Origin of the sequence: Kribbella sp. VKM Ac-2568 (assembly GCF_004345365.1) — a bacterium.
GTDB classification, from domain to species: Bacteria; Actinomycetota; Actinomycetes; order Propionibacteriales; family Kribbellaceae; genus Kribbella; species Kribbella orskensis.
In genome coordinates, this window is the sequence record NZ_SLVF01000016.1 from 1 (window position 1) to 14801 (window position 14801).

General features: G+C 65.9%; 13 protein-coding genes and 1 pseudogene. 6 read left to right on the plus strand and 8 right to left on the minus strand.

Features of this window, described 5'->3' with window-relative positions:
* Positions 1-473: 473 nt before the first annotated feature.
* The 3 genes from EV648_RS35715 to EV648_RS35720 all read right to left on the minus strand — a co-directional run bounded on the left by EV648_RS35715 (position 474) and on the right by EV648_RS35720 (position 4109).
* Positions 474-2597, minus strand: coding sequence for a DUF262 domain-containing protein (locus tag EV648_RS35715; protein WP_132299768.1), 2124 nt, complete (start codon positions 2595-2597; stop codon positions 474-476).
* 474 nt (positions 2598-3071) lie between these two features.
* On the minus strand, positions 3072-3248 hold the full coding sequence (locus EV648_RS42855) for a hypothetical protein (protein ID WP_158294159.1): 177 nt from the start codon (positions 3246-3248) through the stop codon (positions 3072-3074).
* Positions 3249-3266: 18 nt separating this feature from the next.
* Entirely contained in the window at positions 3267-4109 is an 843-nt protein-coding gene (locus tag EV648_RS35720) for an alpha/beta fold hydrolase (RefSeq protein ID WP_132299770.1), read from the minus strand.
* A 526-nt stretch (positions 4110-4635) separates the two neighbouring features.
* Here EV648_RS35720 and EV648_RS35725 point away from each other — a divergent pair.
* The 3 genes from EV648_RS35725 to EV648_RS35735 all read left to right on the plus strand — a co-directional run bounded on the left by EV648_RS35725 (position 4636) and on the right by EV648_RS35735 (position 7519).
* Complete coding sequence (locus EV648_RS35725; protein ID WP_132299772.1) at positions 4636-5619, plus strand: helix-turn-helix domain-containing protein; 984 nt, start codon at positions 4636-4638, stop codon at positions 5617-5619.
* A gap of 843 nt (positions 5620-6462) precedes the next feature.
* The gene (locus tag EV648_RS35730; protein WP_132299774.1) at positions 6463-6705 is read left to right on the plus strand and encodes a hypothetical protein; all 243 of its coding nucleotides are present in this window, start codon (positions 6463-6465) and stop codon (positions 6703-6705) included.
* A gap of 49 nt (positions 6706-6754) precedes the next feature.
* Positions 6755-7519: an aminoglycoside phosphotransferase family protein gene (locus EV648_RS35735; protein WP_241995951.1), complete on the plus strand. Its 765-nt coding sequence runs from the start codon at positions 6755-6757 to the stop codon at positions 7517-7519.
* Positions 7520-8445: 926 nt separating this feature from the next.
* Here EV648_RS35735 and EV648_RS35740 read toward each other — a convergent pair.
* Positions 8446-9873, minus strand: a complete 1428-nt coding sequence (locus tag EV648_RS35740; protein WP_132299776.1) for an META domain-containing protein — start codon at positions 9871-9873, stop codon at positions 8446-8448.
* 385 nt (positions 9874-10258) lie between these two features.
* On the opposite strand from EV648_RS35740, the pseudogene EV648_RS44485 reads away from it, so the two are divergent.
* Together EV648_RS44485 and EV648_RS44490 are read left to right on the plus strand one after the other, a co-directional pair.
* A pseudogene (locus EV648_RS44485) lies at positions 10259-10602 on the plus strand (recombinase family protein); the annotation flags it as partial.
* A gap of 81 nt (positions 10603-10683) precedes the next feature.
* Entirely contained in the window at positions 10684-10929 is a 246-nt protein-coding gene (locus EV648_RS44490; protein ID WP_241995953.1) for a helix-turn-helix domain-containing protein, read from the plus strand.
* Here the strand turns inward: EV648_RS44490 and ppgK are convergent.
* The 3 genes from ppgK to EV648_RS35760 form a co-directional block, all read right to left on the minus strand.
* A complete protein-coding gene (ppgK, locus tag EV648_RS35750) occupies positions 10919-11671 on the minus strand; it encodes a polyphosphate--glucose phosphotransferase (protein WP_132299778.1) in 753 nt (250 codons plus the stop codon). The genes EV648_RS44490 and ppgK overlap by 11 nt on opposite strands.
* 93 nt (positions 11672-11764) lie before the next feature.
* Positions 11765-12463, minus strand: coding sequence for an SOS response-associated peptidase (locus tag EV648_RS35755; RefSeq protein WP_199235009.1), 699 nt, complete (start codon positions 12461-12463; stop codon positions 11765-11767).
* A gap of 129 nt (positions 12464-12592) precedes the next feature.
* A complete protein-coding gene (locus tag EV648_RS35760; RefSeq protein ID WP_132299780.1) occupies positions 12593-13456 on the minus strand; it encodes an ATP-dependent DNA ligase in 864 nt (287 codons plus the stop codon).
* A gap of 332 nt (positions 13457-13788) precedes the next feature.
* Between EV648_RS35760 and EV648_RS35765 the strand changes: the two genes are divergently transcribed.
* Entirely contained in the window at positions 13789-14373 is a 585-nt protein-coding gene (locus EV648_RS35765; RefSeq protein ID WP_132299782.1) for a hypothetical protein, read from the plus strand.
* 129 nt (positions 14374-14502) lie between these two features.
* Here EV648_RS35765 and EV648_RS35770 read toward each other — a convergent pair whose 3' ends face one another.
* Positions 14503-14667, minus strand: a complete 165-nt coding sequence (locus tag EV648_RS35770) for a hypothetical protein (RefSeq protein WP_199235010.1) — start codon at positions 14665-14667, stop codon at positions 14503-14505.
* Between the last annotated feature and the right edge of the window lie 134 nt (positions 14668-14801).

The window sequence follows — 14801 nt, forward strand, 5'->3', positions numbered from 1 at the left end:
ACATGAGATTCGGATCATCGAACACAGCCGACGTCGCCCGTGGCGTGTGAGACAGTTGCATCTACGAGATGCCCTTCGTTCTGGTGCGAATTGGATCCTAGAGAAGTCAAATTCTTCCAGTACGTAAGGGCATTCTCGCGTTCCGACCCGCTCCCTCAAACGCCCTCATCGGTGGATCGAGGCTTAAAGAGGCTGCCCGCAGCTTACGACCTGCGGCTACGTCCAGACGTTGCGTCCGCTTCAACTGCATTGGCCAGCAACGCTGCAATCGCGGCGGATAGACGCGCATGAGTCGGCATCCGGGCCAACCAGCCCTAAGGGAGAGCGGGCGGGTTGTGAGGTCCTGGCAACGATGGGTGTGGGCCTGCGCCTCACTTCGATAAGGATGCACGTCGGCGTGGGCGGCCGACACTTGTGGTCACAGGGTTTCCGGCCGGCACGTTCTCCGATGCTCGCACAGCGCTTGGACTTCCTTACTCGGGCGGCGACGTCCCTTGCTCGTCGTCGTTGTCGACCTCGACACCGAACTGGACCCAGTACTGGCCCCTGAGGTCGTCAAGCCTGATGCCGTTGCCAGCATCGACCTCCCAGAACGTCCACCCGTTCGTGCTTCTCTTGCGTACGGCACTGCCGGCGCCGGAGGGGCTCTCGTAGATCCTGTCGCCCACCTGCAGCGATCCGTCCGGCAGGACCGTCGCCTGGACGTCACTGAACCGTCCCCGACCGGTGAGGGTCTGACCGACTTTGAGCAGCCCCTCGGAGATCAGGGCATCCAGACCGATGTAGGAAGTGGGTTGGGTGGCCGCCCCCGAGTGGGCGCCCGTGTGCCCGGGTGGGGTGGGCCAGATCTCAAGGATCGCACGGGCCATTTCGGTGGTCCGCGTGTCGATCTTCTGCTCGTCCCACCCGTCCGCGCCGGATGTCCGCACGTTGTTGTTCATCAGCATCACGTCATGCTGCGCGAGGTGGGCAATCTTCCCGTTCTCGCCGAGCCAGGGTCCGTTGCTCACCTTGCTGTTGAGACCGCGCGTAAGGAGAGTCAAGTTGCCCAGAACGTGAACGTGGTTGTCTCGCCGGAGGCGTGCTGCAAGGTCTTCGACCGGCCAGTGGGTTTGCCAGTGCTGGGGCAAGATGTGTTCGATCGCGTGGTGGTCGCGAGCTATCCGCTGCCCGGCGTACGAAGGCCGGTCGCTGTCGTACCCGCGGAAGTGGTCCTCGATGGCTTCGAGCACCATGCGCAGCCGACCACGACGTAGCCGCCGGTAGATGGGCGCGGTGGCCAGCCATGGCTGCACTTCTTCGTCTGCGGGCCAGTAGAGGTTGCCCGAGGTCTGCTCTCGAAGGATCCGTTCGGTGACGATCGCGGCTTCCTGCCTGGGTCTGTCCTTGAGCTCGTGGAGCAGGAGTGCGATCAGGTCTGAGTAGCTCTGCGTCGAGAGGCGGAGCAAGGACCTGCGGACGAGCCAGCTCTCCAGATGCGTGAGGAAGCGTTCCTCGACGGCAGGAGCCACCGTTTCCAGAGCAGGGTCTCTCAGCCAGATGAGCAGGGGTTTGGTCGCTTCGGAGTCCAACGCGCCGATTCGGTAGACGAACAATGTCAGGCGGTCGAGGACGCCGTCCTTGATGCGTGCGGCCTCGGTCCACGACTGGTAGTTGAGGGCAGCACGATGGATCGTGGGCAGCAGGTCGCCCATCGGTGCGTTCGAATCGTGTGTGGTGAAGTACTTGAATCGGGAGAACACCTCGCGGACGCCGATGGGCTCGGCGGTCTGGGCGATGAGCCACTGGTTTAGGAACAGTGAGCTGCGGGCCATGGCGTTGCGCCCGGCTCCGACCTCCTTCTCCCAGAATGCGGTCTCGAAGAGCTTCCAATACTTCTCGTAGGCGGCCTCGCTCTCGTTGGCCGGAAGGTCGAGGCGCTGGAAGACGAAGTTCTTGATGAGATCAGCGGCGGTCAGCGGCGTACCCCTGGCGTTGAGCGTCTCGAAGATCTCTTGGCTGTCCTCGTCGGCCTCGAGCTGGATCACCACCAGCTGCAATCCGTTGAGCAACACCTGGGTCAGGGCCTCGGCGCGGGATTCGCTGCTTTCCCCCGACAACCAGTCCGTCATCTCGTCGCTGAAGAACTGGTGCGCCTGCGTCATGCGGCTGTCTTGGTGCGAGAGCCGTGAGTAGTCCACCGGAAGCGTCGCAGCCATGACGTCGTTGAACGCGGCCCGGTCACGGTTGGTCGGCCAAACCTTGAACCGGTCCTCGGCGGTGCGGCAGAAGTGCTCAGGATTGCGAATCAGGTCCTCTACCTGGCGTGCCAGCGTCTCCGAGCCCACCAGCGTCAGAGCTTGATGCGCAGCGTCGAGAAGTAGTTGCATCGTGGTGAGCCGTTGCTGTCCGTCGATGATGGTCCAGTACGGCAGATTTCCCACGGAAGCCGACTGATTCTGCAGGACTACCGCCCCAAGGAAATGAGGGCTGGAACGCATGCCCGAGTGCCTGAGGTTGGCGTGGCGACGGATGTCGTCCCACAGCATTGTCCACTGGTTCTCGCGCGTCCACACGTACGGACGCTGGAACAGCGGGACAAGCAGACGCTGAGGCATGAAGAACACCTCATGCGGCGTCCTGACCTTGGTCTCCACACTTCCTCCCGCATGGTGCTTACCTTGCTCATACCCTAGTCAGGTCGGATGCGCATCTTCGCCGAGCAATCCCATACACGAGAAAAAAGCTCTGAGGTCAGGCCAGGCCTAGCGCCTTCCTCTAGCGCACTAACGCGGCGCTTCAGACTACGCGGCTAATGGGTCCGCCCTAATCTACCCGCCTTCTCCCCCTCTACTTGACACGGTTTCATGGCACGCCTAACTTGCCGCGGAGGCGAAATCGACGGGTGGCACCGAGACAGCCGAGGCGATCAAGACGCTCGGAAACCGGCGCTGGCGGTTTCGTGCCACGGCTGATGCCACGGCACACACCGCCTCCGGCGGTTGACTGATCAAGCGCGGCCGGGGGCCTTGAGCGATGCGGTCGCGCCCGCCTCAGGCATCGCGCAGGTTCTTGGACACCAACTCGCGTCGTTAGGACCACAGTGAAGTTTCACGCTGGTCCTGGGTGCGGGCGGCATACCGCTTGAGGTACTCGACACCCTTCTGCCTGCTGGCCTCGGTGACTCGAAGGAAGAGGTCCAGCAGGCCGTCGGGTTCGTTGTCGATCGCATTGACGCTGCACGTGACAACGGTGGTCCACCCGTGCATTTCTTGGCGGTTGGTCGGTCAGCTGGTGGCACGGGCGGCGTCGACGATCACGTCGGTCACCGCGTCCGGGTCGGAGATCATCGACAGGTGCGGCGCGTCGACCTCGGTGATGTGCGCGTCTGCGCGGTGCGCCATGATTTTCTGCTCCGCCGTTGGCAGCACCTTGTCCGCCGTACCGATGAGGTCCCAGGACGGGATGGTCTTCCACGCCGGAACACCGGCGAGGGTCTCACCGAGCGTGCTGGCGGTCAGTGGCCGCTGGGTGGCGGCCAAGACGGCGGCCTGCTTGGCCGGGATGCCACCGGCGAAGAGGCCAGCGAACTGATTTGGCTTGATGTAGACGTCGGCGTTGATGACGTTTCCGCTGGCGTCGTGGATCGGCACCGCGGTGATCGAGCTGTTCGGGTCCAGTTCGGAGCCGGGCTGTGCGGCGGCGAGCGCGCCTACGCTGTCGCCTTGGTCGGGGATGAAGGCATCCACATAGACGAGGGCCTTGACGTTGGGGTTGCCGGTGGCAGCGCTGGTGGTCACCATGCCGCCGTAGGAGTGCCCGACGAGCACGACCGGGCCAGGGATGGTGGCCAGCAGATCACGCAGGTACTGCGCGTCGGAGGCGAGGCCACGCAGCGGGTTTGCCTCGACATCGACGGTGTATCCGGCGCTCTGCAGCTTTGATGTGACGGCAGACCAGCTCGAGCCGTCAGCCCAAGCGCCGTGCACGAGCACGATCGTCGGTTTGAGCGGCTTGTCGTTCTGCAGAGCTTGCGCGCTGCTGCCGGTGGCGGTGCCGATGCCCAGCGCGAGCACGCCGGCGGTGAGGGCCGCGACGGCCGCGGGGAGTGACTTCTTCGGTGTACGCATGGCTTGTCCTTTGCGGGTGGCGTTATCTGCTCGGCGGGCTCGCCGGGCGGGAGGGCAGCGGCGGTGTCGAACCAGGAGAGGAGCTTCGACAGCGCGGCGTTGACCTGCTCGGCGTGCGGCCAGATGATGGCGTGAGGGCCGCCCGCCGAGGACACCGTTCGTGGTGTCGGAATAGACGCTAGGGCCGGCCGCAGCCGCCGGTGCCGTTGCGCGCGTTATCCTGCACAACGTGCAGATAGCCGTGCACAAATGGTCCACCGCCTCCTTCGCGCCGTACGGGATGACCGACCGGCAGCGGCAAGAGCTCGACCAGCCGCCACCACGCTGAGGTAGCGGCCATCGCCGGACAGAGCCTCGGTAGGTCGACCTAGGGTCGGACTCGGCGCGGTATGCGCTCCCAGTGACCGATCTCCGAGAGCGCGTAGCATCGTCTGTGCGAGCCGGCGCCGATAGCGCCTGTCGTTCCCGGCCCGCGGCACGCTGAGCCTGCGTCCGGCGAGCAGGGGCGACTACGGAGGATTAAGCCGTGATCTCGATTGTCGACTCGAGCACGATTGCGGCCGGCGCGCGGGCCGCATCCATGCGAGCGGTGGCCGCCAGGATCATTCCGGTAGAGCTCGACTTCCCCGAACCAGGCCCTGTCGTGCGAGGCACACTCGCCGACCTTGGTGCGCTGAGGATGTCCTCCATCCATTCCAATGTCACCAAAGTCGAGCGAACCCCGCGCCTGGCGCGCGATGATCTGGCACCCAGCCTGATGCTTGGTCTGCAGATCAGTGGATCCAGCCTCGTCGTTCAAGAGGGCCGCGAAGCTGTTGTGCGCCCGGGCGACCTGGTGGTTTACAGCTCGACATCTCAGTACACACTGGTCGACTCCGAGGGTTACCGACAGCACCAGTTCCGCATGCCGTTGGAGAAGCTGGCCCTGCCGTGGGATGTCGTGCGGCAGGTGACGGCAACGCGACTGAGTCCTGGACATCCGGTCGCAGACTTGGCCGCGGTCTACTTCCGGCACCTCGCGGGCCGGCCGAGAGCGTTCGCCGACGCCGGGGCCGACGCGGTAAGCCAGCCCTCTATGGAACTCATCCGGGCAGTGATCAGCACGCACCTTGACGTCACCTCAACGGCGGGCAGGGAATCACTGCGGGCCACGTTGCAGATGCGGATCTTGGAGTACGTGCGTGCGCACCTGGGCGATCCGACCCTCAACGCCGCTCAAATCGCGGCCGAACAACACATCTCCGTCCGCCACCTGTACAACGTCCTCGCCGCCGGCGGCATCTCCCTCGGCGAGTGGATCCGCAGCCGCCGCCTGGAGGCGTGCCGAGACGAGCTCGGCCGTGGCCTGTCTCAGCACGTCACCATCGCCTCTGTGGCCCAACGCTGGGGATTTCGCGATGCATCCAGCTTCGGGCGCCTCTTCCGCGCCGAGTACGGACTCTCACCACGTGAGTGGCGCGAGACGGCGCACGCTGGCGAAGTCGCGATCGCGCCTGGAAACCCGGCATGATCGCGTTTCACCAACAGCGGCATGAGCGGACGTACGACGGTCAACAGCGCCGGCACGTCACTGCGGAATCGGGACGTGCGCCAACCGCAATCGTCGATATCCTCGCCGGCATGGCCATCGCTCGCTTGCCCTCATAGGCCGCAGCTACGCCAGCCAGGCGACGAAACAGTCGGCCGGAGAGCCATAGGCAGTCCTGGTCGGCGGGGGTCGACTCGAACACGCCGACGGTCTCGTCGTCATCCTCGTGGTAGCGGCGTCCAGTCGGTCGGCGAATCGGTCGCTCGTCACGGAGACATCATCGCAGTGCAAGCATTTGGCAACGTCCGCTCACCGGCCAGATCCGTGCGTTGGCCGGCGCCCAGGGTCGCCTTGCTTCCAGTCGGTCGTGGGTAAGTCGGCGGACAGGGTGTCGCGCATCTGCTGGCGGATCACACTGTGCTGGGAGGGGCTGCCCGGTAAGCGAAGCAATGCGACTGCCGACCTTCTCATCACGAGGAAGAACGACACCGTCGCATCTGGTCTCCACCAGCAACTTTGCCCTCGCTGTGTTCGCACCACGGCCATCTGTCCCGATGGGTTGACACCACTTCGCACCACGACCGGCACCACGAACGCGACCAGGCCGGCGTAGGCGGCTCGACCTGTTTTGCCCTGAGAACGTCCAGGTCCGCCGAGAATTCAGCGCCGGCCGAACAAGCTCATGGTCCTCGTCTCGCGATGCTTCGGGTATCTGGTCGAGGAGCGCGTGGGACGTCGCCACGAAGCTCGGGATACTGTCGACGTCCACGATCGCCTGGACGACCACAAGACGGGAGTGCTTGCATGAGATGCAGATCCCGTCGCTTGAGAGCCGATAGCCGGCGTCATGTCAGGTGGTCTCCTGACCGGGAACCGGGCAAGGTTGGCGTTACGCGTCGGCCCGCGCCGGCTCTCCTGGTCGACCAGCGCCGCACCGACACCGGACAGTGGCAGGCACTTCTCGCCACCGCCAACGGCACCAGCGGCGGCGTGCACGTCGGCTGGCACGAACCCGGCCAGGTCCGGCCCGTCACCGACGACCGCGCCGACCGGCAGGCACCGGCCTGACGTTGGCCCAGACTGGTGATCGAGTCTCGTCGCATTAGGAGCCCACGTGATGCTCGACATTCCCGATGAAGTGTGGAACAAGGTCGTCGCCGACGGAAACGCCGCGTGGCTCGACGAGCTGCCCTCGATCGTGGAATCTCTAGCGCAGGAGTGGTCATTGACCATCGGCGCCACGTTGCGCGGCGGCCACGCGGCGCTCGTCGTCGAGGCGACACTCGCTGACGGAACGGCGGCTGTCCTCAAGGTCGGCGTTCCGGGGACTCAGCGCGATCTCACCTTCGAGGCGACCGCGCTGCGCCTCGCCGACGGCGACGGCTGCGCGAGCCTGCTGCGCGACGACCTCGACCGCGGCGCACTCTTGCTCGAGCGACTCGGGGCTGCCATCTGCGACGTCGTGCCTGATCCCGCGACACGGCACGACATGATGTGCGATGTCGCTGTCCGGCTCTGGCGGCCGGTCAGCCCCGATGTCGACCTGCCGACGGGCGCCGACAAGACACGCGAGTATTCCGACCTGCTGCCGCGACTGTGGGAAGAGACGGGTCAGGCGTGCTCGGAAGCGACAGTCGAGGACGCTCTCGCGTGCCTGGACCGTCGCCGCTGCGCCCACGATGACCGACACGCCGTGCTCGTACACGGCGACGTCCACGACCTCAACGTGCTTCAGGCGGCGGACGGCACGTTCAAGCTCATCGATCCGGGTGGCCTGCGCGCTGAGCGAGCATGCGACCTTGCACCATCATCCGATGCAATCCCGACGCCGGCGACGACCTGCACGCCAGGGCGAAGCGGCTGGCCACCCACACTGGTGTAGACGCCACGGCGATCTGGGAGTGGGGAACGATCCACCGCGTCATCAGCGGCCTGTACAGCCGACAGATCGGGTTCCAGCCGTTCGGTGATCTGTTGCTCGCCGAGGCAGATCGACTAACGGTCAGCGGCCACGGGCCGGGCGGTGGTCAGTAGCGGCGGATCTTCTTGATCCGCCGGTGATCTCCTCGTCGGTCAAGTGCTCGCCTTTGTCGCAGCTTTCCCGGCTGGCGCGCCGAACCTCGTCGTATCCGATCAGGACCCGGCTACTTCGCCTGGCGCTGCGCGAATGATGTTCGCACCGGCATCCGTTCAGAAGACGAGAACAATAAGGGACTCATGCACGCCCGAAGCGCTCCAGGCATCCCGTCCTAGTTCCCCGCTACTATCTGCCCACCCGGGGCAGGAACGAACCGAGAGCGCGGACCACCACCGAATCCAGGGCCGCAAGAGGTTCCATCACCGGGCGCCCTCGGCCGACTGATCACCCCCGGTGCAGCTGGCGCCCAGATGACCCGCCCGGCCAGGCGTGCGGACCGAATACGCGCGAGTTCGATACGCAGAGTCTCCGCTATAAAGGCCACTCTGGTACTTACGCTCTAGCTGCGACTCTGCCTCCGAGCCGAATCGAACCAACAGGCGCCCACGATTTGCGCTTGCTTGCGGGGACCTCAGTTGGATCGATGGACAGGTCAAGGAGCTGCTCGAGTTCGTCCTCGGTGAGTTCGGCCGAACCCGCGGGAGCCCTACAACTACCCCAAACAGCGCAGCCAGCAACCTGCCTCAGACATCGAGAGCTCTGCTTATGCCGCGTGTCTTATCGTCGGCGACTGCCTCGGCGCACGGGACGATCATCGCGCAGGCCGATGGGGAACTGATCGCTTTCCTGACGAAGTCAAGCCTCAGGTGCTGACGGCCGATGACAACGGACTACCGCTCTGAATCCGCCTTGAGGTCGAGGCCGATGCCGGATGGAGCAAGTAGGATCATTTGGTTGTGGTCGATGGTGTAGGTGACTGCAGGTCCGAGGGTGGACAGGATCGCGGTTTCTACGTCGGCTGTTTCGCCTGTACAAGGGTGGCCGGAGGTGGCGACGGCGGTGAAGGTCAGTTCTGTGTTGGAGCGGGTGACGGTGCCGGAGAGTTCGTTGCAACCGGTCCAGCCGGTCAGGCGGTTGCCGTCGAAGGAGATCCACGCTTGCTCGGCGTGATAGCGGTAGTGGCGCAGGTCGGCGTTGGAGATGGTGGTGACGACCTTCCACCTGATCCCGTCGACCGGGAAGTCGGGTTCGGCGATCTTCTTGTCGAGCAGCCTGATCGTCGTACCGTCTGACGCGAGCGTGAGCTCGTCGCCGTCTACGTGCCAGCTGGGATTGCTCATCAGAAAGGTCTTCAACCATTCCTCCTGAGCCCGGAGGGCCGGTTCGCAGCCGACCTGGGTGCCGCCGATGCCGTCGATCCACAGCCTCCCGTTGGCCAGCAGTTCGCCGGCAGCGGCGGCTGTGCCCATCTGGTTGCAACCGGCGTGCGCTCTCAGGACGTCGTACACCCGCGGCCCGTCCGCGTTCTTGTTGGGCATTCGTGCGAACTCCAGCAGGATGCGCGTCCTCGGCACCAACTGCCTGGCAGTCACTGCGGTAGACAGATAGGTGTTGCCCATCGGCGTACTGGTCGCTGGGTCCAGGCCGCCGATCGCGGACTTGAACTCGCGCAGTCGGTCCAGGAGTACGCCGGGTCCGCCGGCCGCTTGGTCCTGGATACCTGATCGATGCAGGGTCAGCAGGCCGTCCGGGTCGACGCGGATCATCGTGCTGGCTCCGTGGACGGCGGCCGGCGTACGGAGGTGGTCGGCGTCAATGATGACTGTGTCGGCCGGGAACTGCGCGCGGACTTCGGCGGCGGAGGCAGCCGGGGCTTCGCCGGTCCGGCTGGCGCTACTTCCGTACAGGAAGGGAAAGGTCAGCCACAGCAGCGCCAGTGGACCCCAGGATCCGTCGAAGAACACCACCCAGCCGTCCTGGATGGCCGGCGCCAGCCACTCGGGCATCGTCGGGTCCGACCGGATCGGCGCCAGTACGGTAATCCGCTCGGCGAGAGCGAAATCGACCGCAGCGCGGGCGTCGGTCCGGAGGTCGAGGAACCGGAAGAGCTGATCGTGAGCGGCAGCCGTATGGACCGAGATTCCGACCGGCTGGTTGGCGGGGCGGCCTTTCAGGAGATTCACCGCCCGGGGATCGCGGGCCACCACGCCGTACGTCATCGGACTGGGGTTGGTCACGACAACAGCCCCACCGCCACGCAGCACCTCGATCGCATGAAGCTGCGCTCGATCGAACTCGGGCAGATCCGACTGGCTCATTCTCCAAGTATCGCCCGGGCGGCCGGCGACGTCGGGTAGTTGTCGAGGGTCATGGAGTTATAGACGTGGGCGCTCTTTGTGGTGAGTCGGAGCAGTGCGCGGCTCGAAAGCCACCGCTTCTTCCGCACTCCCCATGAGCGCTCGGATCGGATTGACGTTGGATGGGGTGTTGGGAATCGATCGTTTCTCGACACCTCCAGCAGTTGGCCGGCCAGAACCTCGACACGCCGCGGACGGACTGTCGTGAAACGTGTTGCAAAGTCGGAGTGTCCAACAACTCCACGCTCACCCTTTTCGTACAGTCAGCGGCGTGACCGGTACCGATCTCGACCACCGCGCCGCGTTGCTGCTCGATCCTGACCCACTCGGTGTCATCGGCGGCGGCATGCTCCTCGGCTACGCCAGGGTCTCCACTCGTGATCAGAACCTGGACCGCCAGCTCGACCTCCTGAGCGCGGGTGGATGCAGCCGGATCTTCCAGGAGAAGCTCAGCGGCAAGAACGCCGAACGGCCCGAGCTGCGGAAGTGCCTCGAGTTCGCCCGGCCCACGACACCATCACCGTCACTGAACTGTGGCGGCTCGGCCGCAACCTCCAGGATCTGATCGCGATCGTCGGCGATCTGCGCCGACGCGAGATCGGGTTCAAGTCGTTGCATGAGGCACTCGATACCACCACGCCCGGCGGCCGGCTGGTCTTCCACGTCTTCGCCTCCCTCGGCGAGTTCATCCGAGAGATGATCGTCCAGGGCACCCGCGAAAGCCTCGACGCCGCCCGCGCCCGCGGCGCTCGCCTCGGCCGGCCGCCGGCGATGACCACCGAACAGGTCCAGCACGCCCGCGACCTGCTCGGCAACCCGGACAACACGGTGTACTCGATTGCGCGGCTGCTCGGCGTCAGCCGCGCCACCATCTACAAGTACGTCCCCGAGCTGAGCTCACCCGCGCTGACTGCCGCCGCAGCTCCCCTCGAGCTACCGGCGGCCGCGGACGCTCGCGGAACGGCGGGCGAGCCGCCGCCGATGCCGGCGCAGGGTTGTAGTCGACCTACTCGGTGAACTTCTCGTGCGCGGCCATCGCCGCGCCGACGATGCCGGCGTTGTTGAGCAGCTGAGCCGGCTTCACCGGGGTGGAGATCTCGAGCAGCGGCACCCACTTGTCGGCGTTCCTGCTGACCCCGCCGCCGACCACGAACAGGTCGGGGGTGAACAGGTTCTCCACGTGCCGAAGGTATCGCTGCACCCGCTTGGTCCACTGTTTGTACGACAGGCCCTCGTTGTCCTTCGCCGCCGAGGAGGCCTTCTTCTCCGCGTCGTACCCGTCCAGCTCGAGGTGACCGAGCTCGGTGTTGGGCACGAGCTGGCCGTCGAGCAGCAGCGCGCTGCCGATACCGGTACCGAAGGTGAGCAGGATGACCACGCCGTCGACGCCCTTGGCCGCGCCGAACCGGGCCTCGGCGATGCCGGCCGCGTCGGCGTCGTTGAGCACGGTCACGTCGCAGTGGGTGATGTCGGTGAAGACCTTCTCGACGTCGGTCCCGATCCAGCTCTTGTCGACGTTCGCGGCGGTCTTGGCCACCCCGTTCTTGATCACGGCCGGGAACGTCGCACCCAGCTCACCGGTCCACCCGGCCTCCTTGACCAGCCGGGCCACGACCTCGGCGACGGGCTCCGGAGTGGACGGGTTGGGCGTCAGGTACTTCACCCGCTCCGCGGCCAGGTCGCCCGTCTCCAGGTCGACGATGGCGCCCTTGATCCCGCTGCCGCCGATGTCGACCCCGAAAGCGGTCGACGTCCTCATCCTGGGCACCTGATCTCTCCCCTCGCCGCCTGCAACCTACTGTCTAGACCTCGGTAGCCGGGAGCGGCTCCAGCAGCTCCGGCCCGTTGTTCTTCACGTTGTCACGGCCTTGGACACCGCGTACATGTCGAGGCTGCCGTCGACTGGCGGTTCCATCAGCGCCCGGAGCTGGTCGACGTCGTGGTTGCGGGGGTCGAGCCACTCGCCCCAGTGATCGGGGGCGATCGCCATCGGCATGCGGTCGTGGACCCGGCCGACGCTGTCGGTCGCGGTGGTGGTGATGATCGTGTACGTCGGGACACCCCGGTTCGGGTCGTCGTCGGGGAGCGATTTGTCGTACCAGACCTCGTACAGCCCGGCCAGTGCCAGCGTCGACCCGTCGACCGGCCGGAGCGCGAACGGCTGCTTCAGCTTCTTGCCCGACTTGCCGACCTCGTCGGTCTCGAGCCACTCGTAGAACGCGTCGACCGGGATCAGCGCCCGCCGCGACTTGAACGCCCGCCGGTAGGCCGACTTCTCGTGGACGGTCTCCGCGCGGGCGTTGATCATCGCGCCGAGCTTGATGTCTTTCGCCCAGAACGGTAAAAGACCCCAGCGGAACGCCCGGAGCTCGCGCACCGGATCCGCAGCCTCGCCGGCGTTGTCAGGGATGCGGGCGATCACCACCGGGTTGTCCTTGGTCGGGGTGACGTTGAAGTCCTGGCCCCGCGGTTCGTCGGCGTTGCTCTCGTCGACGACGAACCGCGCGAGCAGATCGGCGCGGCTGGCCACCGAGGCGTATCGACCACACATGCCTGCCAGCCTGCCACGCGCCACGGACACCAGCAGCGTCGCCGACGGAATCACCCCCCTCCACGGCCGCCGCGCCGAGTGGCGGTGCGCTAGGCAGGACACCACCCCCACGTGCCAGGCGGGCACGGCTCAGGAATCGAGCTGGTCGAGATCGTCGGGAGTGAGATCGGGTCGCAAGCGGACGAACCTCATCGAGTGGCGGACCTGGCCAGTCTGTGTGGCGGGATCGGCCGCGACTTCGGCGACGACGAGCGGCTCGACCTTGGTCAACGGCTTCTTGAAGTCCTTCCCGCCCCATCGCTGCGACGTGACCTCGTCCGGCCACGGATGGCCCGGCTTGGCTGGGGTCAGCACCGCGCCGAGCTCGGCCGACTGGGCTGGGCTGAGGGGAACGGTGCGGCCGACGACGACCAGATCGCCGCCGCGGTACAGGCCGACGATCACCACCTCGGGCCGTGTGATCGGCCCGATCACACCACCGATCAAAAACTCACGGGTGGCCTTGTGCTTCATCTTCAGCCACTCGCGGCGGCCTCCGACGTACCGGGTGGCCGCCCCCTTCACGACCAGACCCTCGACGTCCATCGCCGCGGGCAATCCGTCGAACCACTCCCGGGCTTCGGCGAAGTCCGCGGTGACCGGTGTCAGCTGCAGCGGGGGTGCCCAACTGGTGGCGAGCTGCGCCAGGCAGCCACGGCGTACGGTCCACCGCTGGGTGCGCAGGTCGACCCCGGCCACCGCGAGCAGGTCGAACGCGACGTACGACGCCGGTACGGCGGCGACCAGCTGCCTTGCGTTGGCCGGTGATGTGACCATGCGGCGCTGCAAGGCGTCGAAGGACAGCCGGCCGTCGACCAACATCAGCAGCTCGCCGTCCAGTACGACGCCGTCGTCGATCTGGCGAACGGCGGCCGCGGCGATGTCGGGGAATCGATCGGTCAGGTCTTTGCGCTGCCGTGACCACAGCCTCGCTTGGTCACCGCGCCGAACGATGGTGCAGCGGCTAGTTGACTGAACTCTTCAGCGGGCCGGTTGGCGCGTTGGCCGGTGGGTGAAGAGCAGACGCTGCTGGCGCGAACATGTCGGTGGCGCAAGGTCTCGACACAACTCGAGTGAACGGATTCAGGCTCCAGCGCACGTGGTCCAACGGGACCACTGCGGAACAGAAGCGGCCTGATGCCCCGGCTCGGAGGGCCGCAACTTCCTGCAATTTTCGCCAGACCCTGGACTAGACCCATTGACCCAAGGTGCCTGGCCGCATACGTTCCGGAGCTCCAGGCGCTGCCTACCGCCGTTCGCCCGATGATCTCCAAGGGGAGGAACTCATGAGGCTCGGGCTCAAACTCTTAGCAGGTTCACTGGTCACAGCAGGTGCTGTGGCCCTGATTCCGATCGTCATCGTAGGGGCTGGCGAAGCACCCAAACCGGCGGCGACACCTTCCGTCGAAGTCGGGCCGCCGCCAAACGAAAACGCTCGACCTGCCCCCCTGCCGGCGGCCCCATCCGTCGTCGCGCTGCCTGAGAACACTCGTGGGGCAATCGATGCCTCGGTATCTGCCCGGCCAGAGATGAAGGCGCTTCTGTCGAAGGCGTCGTACGTCATCTTCCAGCATGGCCCGTGGACACGGGCCGATAGCCGTGCGCGGATCGGGACCGTCGTGGAGCTCCGGTTGTCTAAGCCGGTCGACACTCCGATGCAGAAGTGGGCCGTGATGACCTGGCTGGATGCCTCGGACACCTTCGCCATCAACCAACTCAATGCACAGTACGCGGGGGTGAGGGAACTCGTGGTGCATCTGGACACCGAGTTACGGGTCGTGTCCATCATGCCGAAGGGTGCCCGGTCGACCACGCTTGGCGCCGGCAACCAGTGGATGCAGCAGTACGTGGGAACGCAAGGTGACCGGTGATGCAGATGCACACAGTGCGCCGTGCGGTGAGCGTCGGTTTCGCCAGGTTGGGTCTGGCATTCCTAGCCACAGGACTCCCATCGACTCCGACCCCGTTCGTCAACTGACCACGACGACAGTAGACACGGTTCAGTGAAGAAATCCGTCAAACTTCGGTTCGTACCGGCTGCCGCCGGGCAGTGCGTTCGGGCCGGGGATCTCCTCGACCGCACGGGTCAGCTCGACGTCGAACGGCCCGACCAGATCCGGCGGCAGCCGGACCGCGGCGGGGTCAGTCCGCCGTACCCGGGGCATCGTCTCGCCTCGCCGCTCGCGGATCGGCCGGCTGCCCGAACGACGGCCACACCACAACCCCGACCCGGTCGACGCCGTCGTCAGGGTCGCGCAGCGGGCAGAACCGGTGGACTGGCAGAGGGGTGCTATCTGAA